The following is a 19,329-nucleotide window of genomic DNA, read 5'->3' as shown; positions in this document are numbered from 1 at the left end:
TCCCGGAAACGATGTTAGAAATAAAGCACAAGAACGAACCCTAAATTCCACCACAACAACCAAGATCAGGACATAATTTGTTCAAAAAACACACCCGACAAGTAGTCTGACACAGGGGGTGGGCCGCAGGAGCCGAACGGGCCTCAGGTTATGGGATGGTGCCGGGCGCACTTGGAACAGCAGACCGACCTTCAGTCGACTCAGATCATGATGGAGAGTAGGTTTTGAATTCCCGCCACGGAAACAGACCTCTGCAGTGCGCTAGCTGCTGCTTGGTAGGTGGCATTATCCAAAAAGTCTACCTACGACTCATTGCTACCAGCTTACGAGGCAAGCAACTCTCGGAATGGCGCGAAGACTTCTGGGTACAGCGCTGCGAATTCTGCCAACACTATCGCACCCACGGAATTTACAACTGCGTGTGGCCCAACTGCCATAAGCGGCTCCAACATCACCGTAGGGGCTTCGTGGCTGGTGGCGTCATCGTTGTTGAAGCGTCGGACTACTACGCTTCGGTTTCCATTAATGGCGCTGATGCGTAAATGCAGACTGCGCTTGGTGCCTGTGTGATCGCCCTCTGGGTCGAAGGTAAGCGGTACGCCTTCAGCTTCTGGAATCAGTGACTCGGCAAACACGTTGATAACTGGGAAAAAGGTTCGCATTGAACAGAGCATCATGGACCCGAATTTGTGTATGGCTTCGGCGCGACCACGACTATTGAGTTCTGCTATTGAAGCCGCATACGCGAAGAAGGGTCGTGGGTAGCCGTCGGGAATGACCGGTTGCAACACAAAGGTGGCAGCGTCGGGGGAGATACCAAGAGAGATGTATGTAGTGTCGGGAAACATGGTTGTTCTCTGAAAGGTAGAGACAGCATTGTGCTGTCCCTTAGTTGATGTCGTCAGCCTAGGGTTAGAGTCAGCCGCCCTTGCCAATCATGTCGCATTCCTTATACATGTCCAGGGCTTCTCGCCTGCACGTATCGAAATAACCTTCTCCAAGTCTCTCTCTCAAAGCGTAGCAAGTGCTCATGTTCACGCTCGCTCTCTCGACGCACTGCTGTATTGCCTGCTGTTTCCGGTCCCAATCGGTTAGCGGTGGTGGTGGTTCTACTGGCTTTTGCCCTTCAGCGCAAAAAATCGGAGCGATGTTACATGCGCTTTGCGGAAACGTGGGCTTTGGCCCCCTTGGCAGCTGCTCGATCGGCTCGACATTACCGATCACCGGCGGTGTCCTGTTGCATACAAATCCGATGGGAGTAAATACGCAACCGGCCAAAGATGCCTCTTCGACAGCATCGGGAAGATTGCCGGTAATGACTACCCGCTGACAGTAATTGTTACCGTTCTCATCTAGACAGGGGTCGTCGTCGCCATTGTCGTTACCGGATGGGAAAGTGGGGAGAGACGGTGATGTAGAGCTTGTGTCGTTTCCCGCTCCCCCGCCGCCGCCGTAGTCACCACCCCAGTCGTAGTCGTTCCAGTCGTAGCCGCCGCCGCCCGTGCCACTGTCACCCCCGCTACAATCATAGCTGCCGAAGTCGTCATAGCCGCAACCACCGCTGCCATCAGAGATTAATTTTTTGTCGATGCCCGCTTTCAACGTAGGCGCTCCCTTCATCGGGGCATAAATCATCACCATGCGATTGAAGTGCTGAACTTGCTTGTCAATGCGTTTAAGGAAGTAGTCAATGGTATAGACGATGTGCTTGGGCGTCAGCTTGGCGGCTGGGTCGACATGGAAGGTTATCGACGGTGCGCCGTTAGTGCCAGCGAATGCGCCGACATCAATGCCCTGCATGATGGAAGCGGCAACGATTGGGGCGCACGCGACTCTGTGACGGTTTGGCATACACAGGCTGTAGTATTTGTCGCCCTTGGCAATCCAGCTTTCGCTGTTTGAAACCAGATTGGTTGTAACCATCTTGCTGACCTTGCCTGCCTGTACTGGCAAACGCATTACGACTGTCCTTGCTCTTGCAGTCCCAAGAGGCTCCTTGGAAATTAACGGCGGGACCAGCACGGTGCTTCCTCGTACAGGTGGGGTGGCAGAGGCTGTTGCTGACCAGCTAGCGCACAGCATAAAAATCACGGAAAGCGGGGGAAACGTTTTTTTCACAGGAAGATCCTTTTAGGAATGTCAGATGGCTAACGCAGATTATCGTCTTGGCAATCTTTTGCATTGCGACTGGTCAGGTTTGACGCATAACATGCAGGCCCGTAATAGTTCCCCGAATTCTTTCGCATGACTCCGCTTTTTGCGCCTGGTCATGTGGACGCTATAAGCGGAATTTTTTGGAGGCGGTTTGCCCTGCGCTTCCCGTTTTATCGCAATCTGTTTGCGCCTGTAATTTGGGGGCATAACAGTGCCCTGGCACTGAACAGCGTGCTGACAACAATCGCCTACTTTGACCGTCTTGGAATGCCCCGCCTCACATAACCTCAACTACTGGTGTACGACGCGCTGCTTGAACGCCTGGCCGAAGGAGCGGCGGCATGAACCTGCCGCCTGAACGCATTGCAGCCCTGTGCGACAGTCTGAACCTGCCGTTCGTGGCCCAAGGGTATTGTGCCGCCATCCAGAAAGCGGCCAAGCAGGAAATGGCCTACAGCGACTTCCTGGAGTGGCTGCTGAGGGAGGAAGCGGCTGGGCGCAATGTGAGGAGGCAAAGCACGATGACCCGGCGTGGCCGCGTTAAGTCGCCCGTTCGACCTCCGATACTTTTCTCAGTCCCAGCCACCTACACACGACACGGGCAAGGCACTAGGATTTTTTTTTAGTTTTTGTGCTGGCAGACACGGTACGATGTCATTCCACCCTAACAACACAACCGACCCATGCCCGACATCCAAAAGATGCTCCTTGCCACAGGACTGATTAAGCAGCACTGCGACACATTCATCCTTCGTGCGAAGGTCACAGATTCAGAAGTGGCACGGGCAGCGGCCCATCTATGCCTAACCATCGTTGAACAATTCGACGCCACTAACTGCCTTATTGAAAATCAGATGTCTTCCCACTCGCCCATCATGGTTCGTTCGATGCTGGAAGGCATGGCTGATTTGTACATTCTTGTGGACGATGCTACCCACCTCAACCAGATGGCGTATAACAGCGCCCGAAGTGGTGCAAAAACTTACGAACTGATGGCAACCTTTGCCGAGATGCAAAACGATAAATTGGCATTCGCATCTATCCAAGCCGCCGCCGCTCTGTCCGTAATGGAACGCGACCGGCTGAAAAAGAATGGATTCAGGCCGCAAAAAATCGAAGACAAGCTGACGAAGGCAGGGCTAGGCGACTCATACGCCAGCTACCTGCTTTTGTGCGGATATTCTCACAACGACTTGCAGACATTGCATGTTCGCCACTCTGGGCCACACCTACGCTACCACCACGAAGCCCCGCCCAGCGTAACAACTGGAATGCTGACGATCGCAATCAGGCTGATGACCGAAGCAGTTGTCCTGCTGCCGAAATTCTCAGACATCCCAGAGGAAGAAATGATAGCTGCAAGAGTTCAAATGGATTCCGCATGGGCAGCGGCGTTAGCGTAGGCGCCACACAACAGCGGCGAATTGCATACTTATCGCTTATTTGGAAATTTTGCAGCACCCAAATAAGCAAGTTCTGAATCAGCCAAAACCGCTGGAACCCGCATGCATGCTACGCTGTAGTGGCCTGCCCAACAGGAATCGAACCTGTGACCCTCAGCTTAGAAGGCTGATGCTCTATCCAACTGAGCTATGGGCAGTCTGTGTCGCACGCAGAATGGCGTGCGGAAATGAAAACGGGCTGTCATCTGAATGACAGCCCGTCCTTAATACTTGGTCGGAGTACAAGGATTCGAACCTTGGACCCCCTGGTCCCAAACCAGGTGCGCTACCGGACTGCGCCACACTCCGAAGACGATATTATATGTCGGGTGAAGCGCGGGGTCAAGTTGGTTGTGCGCTCAGGAGAGCATGAGCATCACGCGCTATTTGGGGCAAAAAAATTTCTGATAGCGCAGAGGTTCTATGGGTCCCCGCGTTCGCGAGGACGACGTGGGAGGAGCGGTGGAGCCGGGCTACGAGGTTGAAGGCAACTTATATTGCGCTGCCCTTCGCCTGGCCTTCCGTGCTTCTGTCGTCGTCTTCTCGCTGCCCTTCGCCCTGCCCTCTTACGCCATAACCTTGTCGGCAATCCGGCGTGCAGTCGACTCGGCCTGCTCGGCGCACTTGGCTTCCACCATCACGCGAATCAGCGGCTCGGTACCCGATGCGCGGATCAGCACGCGGCCCGTATCGCCCAGCTCGGCTTCAACCAGTTCTTTCTCGGCCACCATGGCGGCGTTCTTGGTCCAGTCGAATCCGTTCGATACCTTGACGTTGATGAGCGTCTGCGGGAACAGCACCAGCTCCGCGCAGCAGTCTTCCAGCGATTTGCCGCTGCGCTGCAGTGCCGACAGCACCTGCAAGGCCGACACGATCCCGTCGCCGGTCGTATGCTTGTCGAGCGCCAGCAAGTGGCCGGAGCCCTCGCCGCCAAACAGCCAGCCATTTTCCTTCATCACTTCCAACACATAACGGTCGCCCACCTTGGCGCGCGCAAAGCCCACGCCCAGTTCCTTGAACTTGACTTCCAGCGCCATGTTCGTCATCAAAGTCCCCACCGCGCCAGCCACCGGCCCGGTCATCATGCGGTCGCGCACCATAATGTAAAGCAGCTCGTCGCCGTTATAGATGCGGCCCTTGGCGTCGCACATCACCAGACGGTCGGCGTCGCCGTCGAGCGCGATGCCCAGGTCGGCACGGTGCGACAGCACGGCGGCGGCCATCGCCTTCGGTGCAGTCGCGCCGAAGCCGGCATTAATGTTGAAGCCATCCGGACTGGCGCCAATCGAAATCACTTCGGCGCCCAGCTCATGGAACACGTGCGGCGCGATGTCATACGCTGCGCCGTGCGCGCAATCGACGACGATGCGCAAGCCACGCAGGTCCAGCTCGTTCGGGAACGTGCCTTTGCAAAATTCAATGTAGCGGCCCTGCGAATGCTGCAGGCGCTTGGCGCGGCCCATCTTTTCAGGGGACACGCAAATCATCGGCTGGTCGATCGCTTCCTCAATTTCCATTTCCACCGCGTCGGGCAACTTGGTGCCGTGCTTGGAAAAGAACTTGATGCCGTTGTCATGGAACGGGTTGTGCGAAGCGGAAATGACCACGCCAGCGGACAGGCGCAGCGCGCGCGTCAGGTAAGCGACGGCGGGCGTTGGCGTCGGGCCGGCCAGCAGCACGTCGACACCGGCGGCGTTAAAGCCTGCTTCCAGCGCGGACTCGAGCATGTAGCCGGAAATACGGGTGTCTTTGCCGATCAGAACGGTCGGTCGCTTGGACGCGGCGTTGCTGGTCTTGGCCAGCACTTTGCCGGCAGCGTAGCCGAGGCGCATCACGAAGTCGGGCGTGATTGGCGCAACGCCAACGAGTCCACGGATACCGTCTGTACCGAAATATTTACGTGCCATGTTGTGCTCTTCTTAGTAGTAATTAAGGAATTGTGGCTGCATGCCACACTTTCACTGCATCGACTGTTTCGACTACATCATGCACGCGCACAATACGCGCGCCGTGCGCTATCGCAGCCAATGCGCCGCCGATGTTGCCTGCCAGCCGTTGCTCCACGGGCTTGCCGGTGACGGCGCCTATCATCGACTTGCGTGATACGCCAGCGAGCACAGGCAGCCCAAGCGCCTGCTGCATCTTGCCAATGTTGCGCAACAGTGCATAGTTGTGTTCCACCGTTTTCCCAAAGCCAAACCCGGGATCGATGCAGATGCGTTCGCGCTCGATGCCTGCCGCTAACAGCGCGTCCACGCGCTCGCGCAGGAAAGCAGTCACCTCCGCCACAACGTCGCCATACACCGGGTCTTTTTGCATGTCCTGGGGCGAGCCTTGCATGTGCATCACGCACAACGCGCAGTCGCTGCCGGCCACCGCCTCCAGCGCGCCAGGCGCCCTGAAGCCATTAATATCGTTGATCATGTCGACCCCGGCCAGGATCGCTTCGCGCATCACTTGCGGCTTGTACGTGTCAACCGACAAGGGCTTGCCCATGTCGCGCAGCGCATACAACACGGGCATCACGCGCCCCAATTCCTGCTCCAGGGACACTGGCGGTGCACCGGGCCGGCTCGATTCGCCGCCGATGTCGATCATGTCCACGCCTTCGGAAATCATCTCCTCGGCGCGCGAGACGGCAAACTCCAGCGACTGAAAGCGTCCGCCGTCGGAAAACGAGTCCGGCGTTGTGTTCAGGATGCCCATCACCAGGGCGCGCTTTTCAAGCGAAAAGCCGAATCGGCCGCATTGAAGATATTGTCGCATTAGCTTGAAAGGAAGTAGAAAATGGCAGTAGGAAATAAAAAATGCCGTTCAGTTATTGCCTGAACGGCATTATATACTGCTACGGAAAGATTCCGAGTTTGATTAGGCGGGTGCCGTGGCGCTTGGCGAAACCCCGCCCGAACCCTTGTCGCCACCAGGCGGCACACGCTTGGTCAGCATGCCCGTCTTTGGCAGACGCGGCTCGATGCCGGCCATGATGTCGTTGATCTGGTCAGCGTCGATGGTTTCCCAGTCGAGCAGCGCCTGCGTCATCTTCTCGACCTTGTCGCGGTTTTCTTCGAGCAAGCGGCGCGCCAGGGCGTACTGCGTGTCGAGGATGGCGCGAATCTCGGCATCAACCTTTTGCTGGGTCGCTTCCGAAATCGTCTTGGTAGCACCGCCGAAAAAGCCTTCGTTCTCGCTATCTTCGTAGACCATCACGCCCATGCTGTCGCTCATGCCGAAACGGGTAACCATCGAGCGTGCCAGCTTGGTAGCGCGCGAAAAGTCGTTCGATGCGCCGGTCGACATCTGGCCGACAAAGATTTCTTCAGCAATACGACCACCGAACAAAATCGAGATGTCTTCCAGCATCTTGTCCTTGTACCAAGACAGCGTGTCGTGCTCCGGCAACTGCCACGTCAGGCCGAGGGCTGAGCCGCGCGGCATGATCGTGACCTTGTGCACCGGGTCAGCCTTTGGCAGCAGCTTGGCAATAACGGCGTGGCCGGACTCGTGGTAAGCCGTGTTCTTGCGTTCTTCTTCACGCATGACCATCGATTTACGCTCAGGCCCCATGTAGATCTTGTCCTTGGCATCCTCGAAGTCATTCATTTCCACCAAACGCTTGCTGCGGCGGGCGGCAAACAACGCTGCCTCGTTGACCAGATTGGCCAGGTCGGCACCCGAAAAGCCAGGGGTGCCGCGGGCCAGCACGCCAGCGTTGACGTCGGTTGAGATGGGTACTTTGCGCATGTGCACATTCAGAATCTGCTCGCGGCCGCGGATGTCCGGCAGGCCGACCGTGACTTGGCGGTCAAAACGACCTGGACGCAGCAGCGCTTTGTCGAGCACGTCGGCGCGGTTGGTGGCAGCGACGACGATGACGCCGGAGCTCGCTTCAAAGCCGTCCATTTCAACCAGCAACTGGTTCAAGGTCTGTTCGCGCTCATCATTGCCGCCGCCCATGCCTGCACCGCGGTGACGGCCGACGGCGTCGATCTCGTCGATGAAGATGATGCATGGCGAATGCTTTTTCGCGTTTTCAAACATGTCGCGCACGCGGCTGGCACCGACGCCGACGAACATTTCAACGAAGTCGGAACCCGAGATCGAGAAGAACGGCACTTTTGCTTCGCCGGCAATGGCGCGCGCCAGCAGCGTTTTACCGGTACCCGGAGGGCCGACCATGAGCACGCCGCGCGGAATGCGCCCACCAAGCTTCTGAAATTTGGTGGGATCTTTCAGGAAGTCGACGATTTCGTTGACTTCTTCCTTGGCTTCGTCGCAACCGGCGACGTCGGCGAAGGTGACGGTGTTGTTGGTTTCATCCATCATGCGCGCTTTCGACTTGCCGAAGGAAAACGCACCGCCCTTACCGCCACCTTGCATTTGGCGCATGAAGAAAATCCATACGCCGATCAGCAATAACATCGGGAACCAGTTCATGAAAATCTGGGTCAGGAAGCCTGGCTCTTCTGGCGGCTTGACGTCGAACTTGATGCCGTTGTTGACGAGGTCGCCAACAAAGCCCTTGTCCAGCGAGGTAGCCGTCGTGCGCACCTTGGTACCGTCCGATTTGGTGGCCGTGATGCTGGATCCTTCGATCAACACGTCATTGACCTGATGGGACTTGACCGCGTCGAGCAGTTCGGAATAGGCGATGGATTTGGTGGCGCCGCTGCTTGCTGTCGTGTCAAAATTCTTGAACAGCATGAATAACAGCAGGGCAACTACAACCCAGATGGCCGACTTGGAAAACATATTATTCACGAAAACTCCTTCGATGCAGGCGCATCCATTACAGATTTTAGAACGCCGATTTTACTCGTAATAAGCAAGCGGTGCCACGCGCGCCCCGCTGCGGGATCGAAAAAACCACTGAAAATCTGAGCGAATTACTTAATCCACATGCTTTTTCGGTGCTTCCAAGGCAGATATGCGGCTTAGCGCATCAAATATCAAGGGGCAAATTCTCGGAATCTTCCTGCAAGGCTGCATTGGTGGTGGTCGGATTCTTCAATCCTTTTCCAACCAGGAAAATTTCCGACGACTTGTCGCGGCTCGCTTTCGGCTTGATCTGTTTGACAATTTTAAATTCAGCGCGGAACTTTTCGACGACTTGGCTGAAACCCATGTCCTTGAAGCACTTTACTACCAGCGCTCCGCTCGGCTTCATGTGAAATTGCGAAAATTCAATCGCCAGGTCGATCAGGTGTTCCATGCGGGCCGAGTCTGCCGTCGGGATGCCCGACAGGTTGGGCGCCATGTCCGACAACACCAGGTCGCATTTGCGGCCGGCCAGGATGGTATCGAGCTGGCGTAAAATGCGCGCCTCGCGGAAGTCGCCGAGGATAAAATGCATGTCGGCAATCGGCTCCATCGGCAGCATGTCGAGGCCGATAATGGTGCCGTTGATGCCGCCGCCGTCGGCGCCCGCCAGCTTGCGGCGCACGTACTGCCCCCAGCTGCCCGGCGTGCAGCCAAGGTCGACGATGACCTGGCCGGATTTGATCAGCTTTTCGCTCTCGTCGATTTCCTTGAGCTTGTAGGCGGCGCGTGCACGATAACCCTCTTTCTGCGCCAACTTGACGTAGGGGTCGTTAATATGGTCGTGCAACCAGTTCTTGTTTAATTTTTTCTTTGCCATTCGCGTAGAATACTGCTTTTAAAGGATTAATTAAAATATTATGCTAAAACTTACACCCGTCGAGCGCAGCGCACTGCGCGCTGAAGCCCATGCGCTAAAGCCTGTCGTCATCATTGGCGAAGCGGGCCTGACGCCGTCGGTCATCAAGGAAATCTCCGCCAGCCTGGATTCGCACGGCCTGATCAAGGTGCGCGTGTTCGGTGACGACCGGGCGATGCGCACTGAAATTTACGAGAACATCTGTACTGAATTGCAGGCCCACCCGGTGCAGCATATCGGCAAGCTGCTGGTTATTTATCGGCCCAAGGTTGAAGTTGAGAAAGAGCGCAGCAGCAAGTCCGGCAAGGGCATGCGCGAAGTCACCATCGTCAAGGCCAGCGCCAGCGGCACCAAGCGCCCTAGCGTGACCAAGGTGATGATCAAGGGTAACGAGCGTGTGACCGAAGGCGGCACCATCAAGCGCGCCAAGCCACGTCAGAAGAGCATCAAGAAGGGGCAGTTGGGGACGTAATCGGAACACCCACGGATCTGGAAAGGGGCGTAGGGCGGAAAAGGACGTAAGTCCGCATTCCGCCATGCGTCGCCGACGGCTCGTGGCGGAATGCGGACTACGTCCTTTTCCGCCCTACCCTTCGCCTAGGCCACCACGTTTCATCAGGGATTCTTGGCCACCAAGAAAATAGCCAGCACGCTCTGCACCAAATACAACACCATCGACACCCCGTGCAGCATCCCGAACTTGGCCTTGTCCCCTGCCTCCTTCACCTCGGCCATCACGGGCCGCAGGCCAAAATGGCTCAGCAACAAACACCCCAGCATCACACCCACAATGATGTACAGCGTCTTGCGCCGCTGCGCCGTCACGTCTTTCGACGCGGCCAACAGCGCCACCGTCAGCACTGCACACGCCATCGACACCCAGGCCCCGGTGGTGAACATACTCCCCGCAATCACCCCAGCCAGCACACGGTCATGCAGCGTGCCAAACAGCGTGGGCGCCACCAGGTAGCCGATCGTCCACAGGCTGCCCGCCCATAGCGTCACCACCAGCAAGCGCGCCCGCGAGATAAACATCAGATGTACTTGACTTCGAGGATCTCGTATTCGCGCGGGCCCGACGGCGCCTGCACTTCGACCACGTCGCCGGCGTACTTGCCAATCAGGGCGCGCGCGATGGGCGACGTCACCGACACTTTATTCAGTTTAAGATCCGCTTCGTCGAGACCCACGATCTGATACGTGACCTTCTGGCCATTGTCCAGGTCTTCCAGGTCAACGGTCGAGGCAAACACCACGCGCCCTTCGGCGTCGAGCGTGACGGGGTCGATGATCTGCGCGGCGCCAAGCTTGCCTTCGAGTTCGGCGATACGGCCTTCCACGAACGCCTGGCGTTCCTTGGCAGCGTCATATTCCGCGTTCTCGGACAGGTCGCCGTGCGAGCGCGCTTCGGAGATGGCGTCGATCACGATGCGGCGCTCCTTGGTCTTGAGCTGGTGCAGCTCTTCCTTGAGCAGTTCGGCGCCGTATTTGGTCAGGGGGACGGATGAATTCATGTTGTATTCGCGTTTCTACTAAAAAGTGAAAACCACAGAGGCACGCGGCGTTTACAAAACGTGCCGCCGCGCGAACTCTGTGGTTAGAGGTAAAACGTACCGCTTAGTTTAAGGTTTTATGCAGGCCTTGTAAATCATAGACGCGCATCTCGTCGAGATGGCGCATGCCTTCGACGGCAGCCTCCGCACCCGCTATTGTAGTGTATGTCGTGACCCGGGCGGCCAAAGCCGAAATCCGGATCGCGCGCGAGTCCACGATGGCGCTGCGTTTTTCCTCGACCGTGTTGATCACCAGGGCGATCTCGTGGTTCTTGATCATGTCCACCACGTGCGGACGCCCTTCGATCACCTTGTTCACCGGCTGGCAAGGAATGCCGGCTGCGTTGATGACCGCAGCGGTGCCCTTGGTGGCGGCAATCGTAAAGCCCATTTCGTGCAGGTCGCGCGCCACTTTCACGGTGCGCGGCTTGTCCGAACCTTTCACCGACAAGAATACCTTGCCCGATTCAGGCAGCTTGACGCCGGCGCCCAGCTGCGACTTGACGAAGGCTTCGCCAAACGTCATGCCAACGCCCATGACTTCACCGGTGGACTTCATCTCGGGTCCGAGAATGGTATCCACGCCCGGGAATTTCACGAACGGGAACACCGCTTCCTTGACGCTGTAAAACGGCGGGATCACTTCCTTGGTGATGCCCTGCGAGGCGAGCGTTTGCCCGACCATGCAGCGCGCCGCGATCTTTGCCAGCTGCAGCCCGGTTGCCTTGGAGACAAACGGCACCGTGCGCGAAGCACGCGGGTTCACTTCCAGCACATACACGGTATCAACCATTTCACCGTCGCGCAACTGCTTCTGGATCGCGAACTGCACGTTCATCAGGCCGATCACGTTCAGGCCCTTGGCCATCAAGGACGTCTGGCGCTTGAGTTCATCGATCGTCTCTTGCGAGAGCGAATACGGCGGCAGCGAACAGGCCGAGTCGCCCGAGTGCACGCCTGCCTGCTCGATGTGCTCCATCACGCCGCCAATGAAGGTGGTTTCGCCGTCCGAAATACAGTCGACGTCCACCTCGATGGCGTCATTCAGGAAGCGGTCCAGCAGCACCGGTGAATCATGCGACACCTTGACCGCTTCGCGCATGTAGCGCTCCAGGTCGCGCTGCTCGTGCACCACTTCCATCGCGCGCCCACCCAGCACGTACGATGGCCGCACCACCAGCGGATAGCCGATTTCTTCGGCCAGGGCGATCGCCTCAGGCTCGGTGCGGGCCGTGCGGTTAGGCGGCTGGCGCAGGCCCAGCGTCTGCAGCATCTGCTGGAAGCGCTCGCGGTCTTCGGCCGCGTCGATCATGTCGGGCGAGGTGCCCACGATCGGCACGCCGTTCGCTTCCAGATCCAGCGCCAGCTTCAAAGGCGTCTGGCCGCCGTACTGCACGATCACGCCCACCGGCTTTTCAAGCGCGACGATTTCCAGCACGTCTTCCAGCGTCAGCGATTCAAAGTACAAACGGTCGGACGTGTCGTAGTCGGTCGATACGGTTTCAGGATTACAGTTGACCATGATGGTCTCGTAGCCGTCTTCGCGCATCGCCAGCGCCGCATGCACGCAGCAGTAATCGAATTCGATACCCTGGCCGATGCGGTTCGGGCCACCGCCCAGCACCATAATTTTCTTCTTGTCGGTGGGGTTCGACTCGCACTCTTCATCATACGTTGAATACATGTACGCCGTGTCGGTCGAAAACTCCGCCGCGCAGGTGTCCACCCGCTTGTACACGGGACGGATGTTCATTGCATGGCGCGTTTCGCGCACTGCTTTGTCGGTGGTGCCGAGCAGGAAAGCCAGGCGGCGGTCCGAGAAGCCTTTTTGCTTCAACTTGTAGAGCAGCGGCTTGTCGAGCATCTCCAGCTTTTGGGTGTCGAGCCACAGTTCAATGTCAACGATTTCCTTGATCTGGATAAGGAACCATGGATCGATGCGGGTCAAGTTATGCACTTCTTCGAGCGTGAAGCCCTGTGCGAAGGCGTCGCCCACGTACCAGATGCGGTCCGGGCCGGGTTCGCCAAGTTCTTCTTCGATCTTTTCGCGGTCGCGCGTTTTTTCGTTCAAGCCGTCGACGCCCACTTCCAGGCCGCGCAGCGCCTTCTGGAACGACTCCTGGAAGGTGCGCCCGATCGCCATCACTTCGCCCACCGATTTCATCTGGGTGGTCAGGTGATGGTCGGCGGCAGGGAATTTTTCAAACGTGAAGCGCGGGATCTTGACCACGACGTAATCGATCGACGGCTCGAACGACGCCGGCGTCGCCCCGCCGGTGATCTCGTTGCGCAGTTCGTCGAGCGTAAAACCCACTGCCAGCTTGGCCGCGATTTTCGCGATCGGAAAACCGGTTGCCTTGGAGGCCAGCGCCGACGAACGCGATACGCGCGGATTCATCTCGATGACGATCATGCGACCGTCTTCCGGGTTGATCGCGAACTGCACGTTCGAGCCGCCCGTGTCCACGCCGATTTCACGCAGCACCGCCAGCGAGGCGTTGCGCATGATCTGGTATTCCTTGTCGGTGAGCGTTTGCGCCGGCGCCACGGTGATCGAGTCGCCCGTGTGCACGCCCATCGGGTCCAGGTTCTCGATCGAGCAGATGATGATGCAGTTGTCGGCCTTGTCGCGCACGACTTCCATCTCGTACTCTTTCCAGCCGATGAGGGACTCTTCGATCAACAGTTCCTTGGTCGGCGACGCTTCCAGGCCGCGCTTGCAGATGGTCTCGAATTCTTCTTCGTTGTAGGCGATGCCCCCGCCCGTGCCACCCATCGTGAACGATGGCCGGATGATGGTCGGGAAACCCATCTCGCGCTGCACCACCCACGATTCTTCCATCGTGTGCGCAATGCCGGAACGGGCCGAGCCCAGGCCGATTTTGGTCATCGCCTGCTTGAACTTGGAACGGTCTTCAGCCTTGTCGATGGCTTCGGGCGAGGCGCCGATCAGCTCCACGTTGTACTGCTTGAGCACGCCGTTGTTGTGCAGGTCCAGCGCGCAGTTGAGCGCCGTCTGGCCACCCATGGTCGGCAGGATCGCGTCGGGGCGCTCCTTGGCGATGATCTTCTCGACCACCTTCCAGGTGATCGGCTCGATGTAGGTCACGTCCGCCATTTCAGGGTCGGTCATGATCGTGGCCGGGTTGCTGTTGACGAGGATGACTTTGTAGCCTTCTTCGCGCAGCGCCTTGCACGCCTGGGCGCCGGAATAATCGAACTCGCAAGCCTGGCCGATGATGATCGGGCCTGCGCCAATGATTAAGATACTTTTAATGTCACTACGTTTTGGCATTTTATTTTTTCTCCGCGGCTTGCATCAGACTGATGAAGCGGTCAAACAGGTAACTGACGTCGTTCGGTCCAGGCGAGGCTTCAGGGTGGCCCTGGAAGCAGAAGGCTGGCTTGTCAGTGCGGGCAAAGCCCTGCAGCGAACCGTCGAACAGCGACACGTGGGTCACGCGGCAATTGGCCGGCAGCGTGGCGGCATCGACCGCAAAACCGTGGTTTTGCGACGTGATCATCACCTGCTTCGAATCGAGGTCCTGCACCGGGTGGTTGGCGCCGTGGTGGCCGAACTTCATCTTGAGCGTCTTGGCGCCCGAGGCGAGCGCCATGATCTGGTGACCCAGGCAGATGCCGAAGGTGGGAATGCCGCGCTCGATCAGTTCCTTGGTCGCTGCAATGGCGTAGTCGCACGGGGCCGGGTCGCCCGGACCGTTGGCCAGAAAAATACCGTCCGGGTTCAACGCGAGCGCGTCCGCAGCGCTCGATTGGGCCGGCAGCACGGTGACCTTGCAACCGCGTTCGGTCAGCATGCGCAAGATGTTGCGCTTGACGCCGTAGTCGAAAGCGACCACGTGAAATTTGGGATCGGCCAGCTTGCCGTAGCCTTCGCCCAGCGTCCATTCGGTCTCGGTGAATTCGTAGGCCTTGGTGGTGGACACCACCTTGGCCAGATCCATGCCCGTCAGGCCCGGGAACGAACGCGCCAGCTCCAGCGCCTGCGCGGCCGACGGCTCGTTGCCTTGCGTGCCGACCAGGATGGCGCCGCTCTGCGCACCCTTCTCGCGCAGCATGCGCGTCAGCTTGCGGGTGTCGATGTTGGCGATGGCGACAATGCCTTCAGCCTTCAGGTAGTCCGACAGCGATTGGGTGGAGCGGAAATTGGAAGCGATCAGCGGCAGGTCGCGGATGATCAAGCCTGCAGCATGCACCTTGGACGACTCGACATCTTCCGGATTGATACCGGTGTTGCCGATGTGCGGATAGGTAAGGGTGACAATCTGGCGCGAATAGCTCGGATCGGTGAGGATTTCCTGGTAGCCTGTCATCGCCGTGTTGAACACGACTTCTCCGGTGGTGTGGCCGGCGGCGCCAATGGAAATACCTTTAAATATCGTTCCGTCTGCAAGCGCAAGGATGGCTGGAACGGAAGGGCCAGAAAAAAATGGCGGCAAGGGCAACTCCTGATAAAGTTACCGTAGCTGCGCCACGTCAGACCGACGACCATGCATCCTGAGCCGCTTGCGCTCAAGGGTTGGTGTCATTTTGAATGAGGGATGTGTGGGAAGTCGCTACGGTATATGGTGAATGGCTAAACCTCCGAATTATAGCGCAAAGCGCCCTCCCCGGCAATCACTGCGGATGGCTGCAGCGCAGATTTTTCAGGTTTTTACAGATGCGATACAGATTCAATAACACGACAGGAAAATATGACTACCTTTGGCAGAGACACCCCGATGGACCGCCCCAACCCGGGCGGCCGCGCAGCCGTATTCGTGCCAGGCATTGATGCGGAGGAAGCTGTCGCCACGGCATTGAAGAACGGCTCCGGCATGGTCGGGTTCGGCAACACGGATGGATCGGTGACTGTCTATTTTGAAAATAACAAATTCAACGACTCGGCGCTGCACGCATGGCAAAACAAGGTCTTCAAGGCATACGACCGCATGGTCAAAGGATCGCCCACGGTAAACAAGCTCACCTGCGACGCCGCCAATATCGTGCAAGTGGGTTTTATTGAAGGGCCGGAAATTCTGGTGCGCGACATGGACGCGCTAAGCGAATGGCTAAAGCGCACCAACGCGCTCGATTCCGCGCCGGCCGGCCCGGAAATTCACGCCTGACTCTGATGCCCATGCGTGCATTCGAACGACGCATGGCAGCCGTAGGGCGGAAAAGCGTGCAACGCGCATTCCGCCATGCACGCGTGTCGACGGCTCCTGCCAAGAAACAGACCGCCAATACAAATCCGTCTTAAAGCCCCAGCGCCGCAATCCCCGCCTTGGCAATTTGCGCATCCTGCTCCGACTTCACGCCCGACACGCCCACCGCACCGATCACCTGCCCGTCAACCACCACCGGCACGCCCCCTTCAAGCATGCCCTCGATATAAGGCGCCGTCAAAAACGCCGTGCGCCCGTTATTGATGATGTCCTCATACACCTTGGTCTCGCGCCGCCCCATGGCCGACGTCTTGGCCTTGGCCGGCGCCATATGCGCCGAAATGGGCGCCGCACCATCGAGGCGCTGCAGCGCCAGCAAGTGACCGCCATCATCAACGATGGCAATCGTTACCGCCCAGTTATTGGCCAGCGCTTCGGCTTCGGCGGCGGCGGCGATTTTTTTCACGTCGGCGGCGGTGAGTACGGATTTGGTTTGCATGTCAGTCCTTGTCATCTGGATTAAAAAATGGCGACCGATAAGGCCGCCCAATGTCTGGCACAACCGTCAGCTTATGGCTGCTGGCGCGCTTTCATGAGCTTTGCTTTAATTTGCGGCATCATCGCGGCTGCGGCTTGCTCCCCGGCCATGATCGCCAGGTTGCGGCCCGCAAAGTCGTTACCGCCCATTTTGCCCAGCGCCGGCTGGATGACAATATCGGCATCCTTGAGTTCATAGTGATTCAAGCGCTGGCCCATGATGCTAAAGGTCTGCAACAGCACTTCAAGCGAGCTCACTGCCGCCTGGGCGTCGGTCTGGGTCGAAATATTCACCGCGATGATGAAGTCCGCGCCCATCTCGCGCGCAAAACGGACCGGGACCGGCGCAACGAGCCCGCCGTCAACATACTGATGTCCTGCGATGGTTACAGGCTGAAACACGCTTGGCACCGACGACGACGCGCGCACCGCCTGGCCGGTGTTGCCCCGTGCAAACAGGATCGGCTGGCCATTGGCCAGGTCGGTCGCAACGGCGCCGAACTTGAGCTTGAGCTTTTCCATCGGCACGTTCTTGACTGCCTTGTTGACATAGGTTTGCAGCGCTTCACCCTTGAGCACGCCCGACGACTTGCCGAACAGCGGCAGCGCCCAGTCGGAAATGGTCGCCTCATCCATTTCCATGGCGGTCTTTTGCAGCGCGAAGCCACTGTTGCCCGCCGCGTACATGGAACCGACGACCGCGCCGGCGCTCGTGCCAACCACGATTTCCGGGTAGATGCCCTGCGCTTCAAGCGCCTTGATCACGCCAATGTGGGCAAAGCCGCGCGCGGCTCCGCCGCCGAGCGCCAGGCCAATCCTGATTTTCTTTGGTGGCAGCGGTGCCGGCGTGGCCACCACTGGATCCGGCGCCTTTGGCGGCGGGGTGGAGCTGCAGGCGGCCAGCATTGCTGCGATGGCGATCAGGGCAAGACGACGTGAATACATGGAGAGGGCCGGGAAAAGATAAACGAACGCGATTGTACCTGCAAACGTTTATAAAAGCCTGGCGTGGTTATCATCCTGTCATAATAGACGGAATGATAATTGAAGAAATTATGAGATGTAAATCGCTCGCCGCGACGGCCTTGCTCAGTGTGCTGGCAAGCGCTGCGCATGCCGAAGGCAATTACGCCAACATGAAAATGTATTTCATCCTCTATGCGATGATCGCGCTGGCGATCATGGCTGGCCAGGCGATTTATATTCTTTGCCTGGCCGGCGCCACCGCCACCCGCAAATTTCTGTGGGTGCTCGCGCTGGCCGGTGTCGATGCGTTCGCCATATTTCTGCTGTACTTAGTGACCTTGGAATCGCGCGCGATCGATCCTGAAGGCCCGTTCGGCTATATTCTGGTCGTCATGCCGGGCTCTATATTTGTTGCGTATATCAAGAACTACCTCGCCAACAAGGCCGACAATGCGTAAGCAAGTTTGATGATTCGCTCAACACAGACGCGCTGGGACCGCGCGGCAGGAAGCGAGAAATCTTGAACGAATGGTCATAGTGTTGTCATGACACCCTTTTAGAATCGACGCACTCAACAACGGGAGCGATACGATGACAATGAAGGCACATGACCGCAGCACACTACCCCAGCTGCGCGCAAGCGCGGTTGCTACCGCAGTTGCCACCGCAGTTGCCACACTCCTGGCCGCATGCGGCGCCAACGATTCCCCAACGCTGGCCACGCTGGACGGCAAGCCCACCCTGATCGCCGCCCACCGCGGCGCCAGCGGCTATCTTCCGGAAGAAACGCTGGAAGCGTACGCGATGGCGATCTCGCAGGGCGCCGACGCCATCGAGCCGGACGTCGTGTCAACCAAGGATGGCGTGCTCATTGCCCGCCACGATCCCAACCTGGCCTACAGCACCGACGTCGCCTTGCACCCGGAATTCGCATCGCGCAAGCGTACACTGAAGGTCGACGGCGAGGTCCAGGAAGGCTGGTTCGCGGGCGACTTCACACTCGCCGAAATCAAGACCCTGGGCGGCATTGCCACCGACGCGGAACGCCCGCAGCAGTACAACGGCACGTACAAAATCGCCACGATCCAGGAAGTGATCGACATGATCAAAAAGAGCGGCCGCACCATTTCCATGTACCCGGAGACCAAAAACCCGAGCTTTCACAAGGCGCAGGGCTTGCCGCTGGAAGACAAGCTGATCGCCCTGCTGGCCGGGGCCGGCTGGAGCGGCAAGGATGCGCCGGTGTTCGTGCAGTCCTTCGAGCCTGGCAGCCTGAAGTACATGCGCAGCAAAGGCTCCACCTTGAAAATGATTCAGCTGATCGATGCCGACGATGTCGACCTGAAGACCGGCGCACTGACCTACGCGGCGCCCTACGACCGTCCTTACGACTGGACGCTGGCGGGCGAGTCGCGCCTGTTTGGCGCCATGGTCACGCCTGCAGGGCTGGCAGAGATCAAGACCTATGCCGACGGCATCGGGCCATGGAAGCGCTACATCGTCAGCGTGAAAGGGACTGTGGGGGCCGACGGCAAAGTTGTGGATGTGAACGGCGACGGCAAGGTCAACGAGACCGATACGAGCACCATGGCGCCGAGCACGCTGATCGCTGACGCGCACAAGGCGGGGCTGGTCGTGCATGCCTACACCTTTCGCAACGAAAAGCGCCGGCTGGCGATGGATTACAAGGGTGATCCCAAGCTGGAATACAAACAGTACTTCGGGCTTGGACTGGACGGCTTGTTCTCGGATTTTGCCGATACCGCGCTGGCGGCGCGCGCCGAGTTCATGAAGGAAAAGGGTCTGTAAGGACTGTCGTCAGCGCAGCTGGGAAG

Annotated in this window: 18 protein-coding genes and 2 tRNA genes; 6 read left to right on the top strand and 14 right to left on the bottom strand. The window is 58.2% G+C overall.

Annotated elements, in window-relative coordinates:
* Positions 1-323 precede the first annotated feature (323 nt).
* A complete protein-coding gene (locus ACP7D4_RS25215) occupies positions 324-848 on the bottom strand; it encodes a hypothetical protein (RefSeq protein WP_426212008.1) in 525 nt (174 codons plus the stop codon).
* A 70-nt stretch (positions 849-918) separates the two neighbouring features.
* Positions 919-1,959, bottom strand: coding sequence for a hypothetical protein (locus ACP7D4_RS25210; protein ID WP_426212006.1), 1,041 nt, complete (start codon positions 1,957-1,959; stop codon positions 919-921).
* A gap of 536 nt (positions 1,960-2,495) precedes the next feature.
* Here ACP7D4_RS25210 and ACP7D4_RS25205 point away from each other — a divergent pair.
* Both ACP7D4_RS25205 and ACP7D4_RS25200 read left to right on the top strand, forming a co-directional pair.
* Positions 2,496-2,780 (top strand): ATP-binding protein, encoded by a 285-nt coding sequence (locus ACP7D4_RS25205; protein ID WP_426212004.1) that lies wholly within the window; start codon positions 2,496-2,498, stop codon positions 2,778-2,780.
* Positions 2,781-2,837: 57 nt separating this feature from the next.
* Positions 2,838-3,557: a DUF5677 domain-containing protein gene (locus ACP7D4_RS25200; protein ID WP_426212003.1), complete on the top strand. Its 720-nt coding sequence runs from the start codon at positions 2,838-2,840 to the stop codon at positions 3,555-3,557.
* A 120-nt stretch (positions 3,558-3,677) separates the two neighbouring features.
* Here the strand turns inward: ACP7D4_RS25200 and ACP7D4_RS25195 are convergent.
* The 6 genes from ACP7D4_RS25195 to ACP7D4_RS25170 form a co-directional block, all read right to left on the bottom strand.
* Positions 3,678-3,754 (bottom strand) — tRNA-Arg (locus ACP7D4_RS25195).
* A gap of 74 nt (positions 3,755-3,828) precedes the next feature.
* Positions 3,829-3,905, bottom strand: a tRNA-Pro gene (locus ACP7D4_RS25190).
* Between the two features lie 257 nt (positions 3,906-4,162).
* A complete protein-coding gene (gene glmM, locus ACP7D4_RS25185; protein ID WP_426212002.1) occupies positions 4,163-5,503 on the bottom strand; it encodes a phosphoglucosamine mutase in 1,341 nt (446 codons plus the stop codon).
* A 22-nt stretch (positions 5,504-5,525) separates the two neighbouring features.
* The gene (gene folP, locus ACP7D4_RS25180) at positions 5,526-6,362 is read right to left on the bottom strand and encodes a dihydropteroate synthase (protein WP_426212000.1); all 837 of its coding nucleotides are present in this window, start codon (positions 6,360-6,362) and stop codon (positions 5,526-5,528) included.
* Positions 6,363-6,464: 102 nt separating this feature from the next.
* Positions 6,465-8,354, bottom strand: coding sequence for an ATP-dependent zinc metalloprotease FtsH (gene ftsH, locus ACP7D4_RS25175; protein WP_426211998.1), 1,890 nt, complete (start codon positions 8,352-8,354; stop codon positions 6,465-6,467).
* Positions 8,355-8,535: 181 nt separating this feature from the next.
* Positions 8,536-9,231 carry an RlmE family RNA methyltransferase gene (locus ACP7D4_RS25170; protein WP_426211996.1) on the bottom strand — a complete coding sequence of 232 codons (696 nt, stop codon included), beginning with the start codon at positions 9,229-9,231 and terminating at the stop codon, positions 8,536-8,538.
* A gap of 40 nt (positions 9,232-9,271) precedes the next feature.
* On the opposite strand from ACP7D4_RS25170, the gene ACP7D4_RS25165 reads away from it, so the two are divergent.
* On the top strand, positions 9,272-9,742 hold the full coding sequence (locus ACP7D4_RS25165) for a YhbY family RNA-binding protein (RefSeq protein ID WP_426211995.1): 471 nt from the start codon (positions 9,272-9,274) through the stop codon (positions 9,740-9,742).
* A 143-nt stretch (positions 9,743-9,885) separates the two neighbouring features.
* On the opposite strand, the gene ACP7D4_RS25160 is transcribed toward ACP7D4_RS25165, so the two are convergent.
* The 4 genes from ACP7D4_RS25160 to carA all read right to left on the bottom strand — a co-directional run bounded on the left by ACP7D4_RS25160 (position 9,886) and on the right by carA (position 15,283).
* The gene (locus tag ACP7D4_RS25160) at positions 9,886-10,305 is read right to left on the bottom strand and encodes a DUF4149 domain-containing protein (protein WP_426211993.1); all 420 of its coding nucleotides are present in this window, start codon (positions 10,303-10,305) and stop codon (positions 9,886-9,888) included.
* A complete protein-coding gene (greA, locus tag ACP7D4_RS25155) occupies positions 10,305-10,784 on the bottom strand; it encodes a transcription elongation factor GreA (RefSeq protein ID WP_426211991.1) in 480 nt (159 codons plus the stop codon). The genes ACP7D4_RS25160 and greA overlap by 1 nt, the downstream gene beginning before the upstream one ends.
* Positions 10,785-10,887: 103 nt before the next feature.
* Positions 10,888-14,118 (bottom strand): carbamoyl-phosphate synthase large subunit, encoded by a 3,231-nt coding sequence (gene carB / locus ACP7D4_RS25150; RefSeq protein ID WP_426211989.1) that lies wholly within the window; start codon positions 14,116-14,118, stop codon positions 10,888-10,890.
* A 1-nt stretch (position 14,119) separates the two neighbouring features.
* Positions 14,120-15,283: a glutamine-hydrolyzing carbamoyl-phosphate synthase small subunit gene (gene carA, locus ACP7D4_RS25145; RefSeq protein ID WP_426211987.1), complete on the bottom strand. Its 1,164-nt coding sequence runs from the start codon at positions 15,281-15,283 to the stop codon at positions 14,120-14,122.
* 255 nt (positions 15,284-15,538) lie between these two features.
* On the opposite strand from carA, the gene ACP7D4_RS25140 reads away from it, so the two are divergent.
* Entirely contained in the window at positions 15,539-15,952 is a 414-nt protein-coding gene (locus ACP7D4_RS25140; protein WP_426211986.1) for a hypothetical protein, read from the top strand.
* A gap of 130 nt (positions 15,953-16,082) precedes the next feature.
* Here ACP7D4_RS25140 and ACP7D4_RS25135 read toward each other — a convergent pair whose 3' ends face one another.
* Both ACP7D4_RS25135 and ACP7D4_RS25130 read right to left on the bottom strand, forming a co-directional pair.
* Entirely contained in the window at positions 16,083-16,490 is a 408-nt protein-coding gene (locus ACP7D4_RS25135) for a GlcG/HbpS family heme-binding protein (protein ID WP_426211984.1), read from the bottom strand.
* A 71-nt stretch (positions 16,491-16,561) separates the two neighbouring features.
* A complete protein-coding gene (locus tag ACP7D4_RS25130) occupies positions 16,562-17,473 on the bottom strand; it encodes a patatin-like phospholipase family protein (protein ID WP_426211982.1) in 912 nt (303 codons plus the stop codon).
* A 32-nt stretch (positions 17,474-17,505) separates the two neighbouring features.
* Here ACP7D4_RS25130 and ACP7D4_RS25125 point away from each other — a divergent pair, with 32 nt between their 5' ends.
* Positions 17,506-17,952, top strand: a complete 447-nt coding sequence (locus ACP7D4_RS25125; RefSeq protein WP_426211980.1) for a hypothetical protein — start codon at positions 17,506-17,508, stop codon at positions 17,950-17,952.
* A gap of 139 nt (positions 17,953-18,091) precedes the next feature.
* Entirely contained in the window at positions 18,092-19,303 is a 1,212-nt protein-coding gene (locus ACP7D4_RS25120) for a glycerophosphodiester phosphodiesterase (RefSeq protein WP_426212010.1), read from the top strand.
* Positions 19,304-19,329 lie beyond the last annotated feature (26 nt).

This window comes from Massilia sp. TWP1-3-3, assembly GCF_049897805.1.
In the GTDB taxonomy this organism is placed as follows: domain Bacteria; phylum Pseudomonadota; class Gammaproteobacteria; order Burkholderiales; family Burkholderiaceae_D; genus Telluria_A.
Note: the sequence above shows the minus strand (reverse complement) of the source record. Positions and strands in the feature narration are given on the sequence as shown.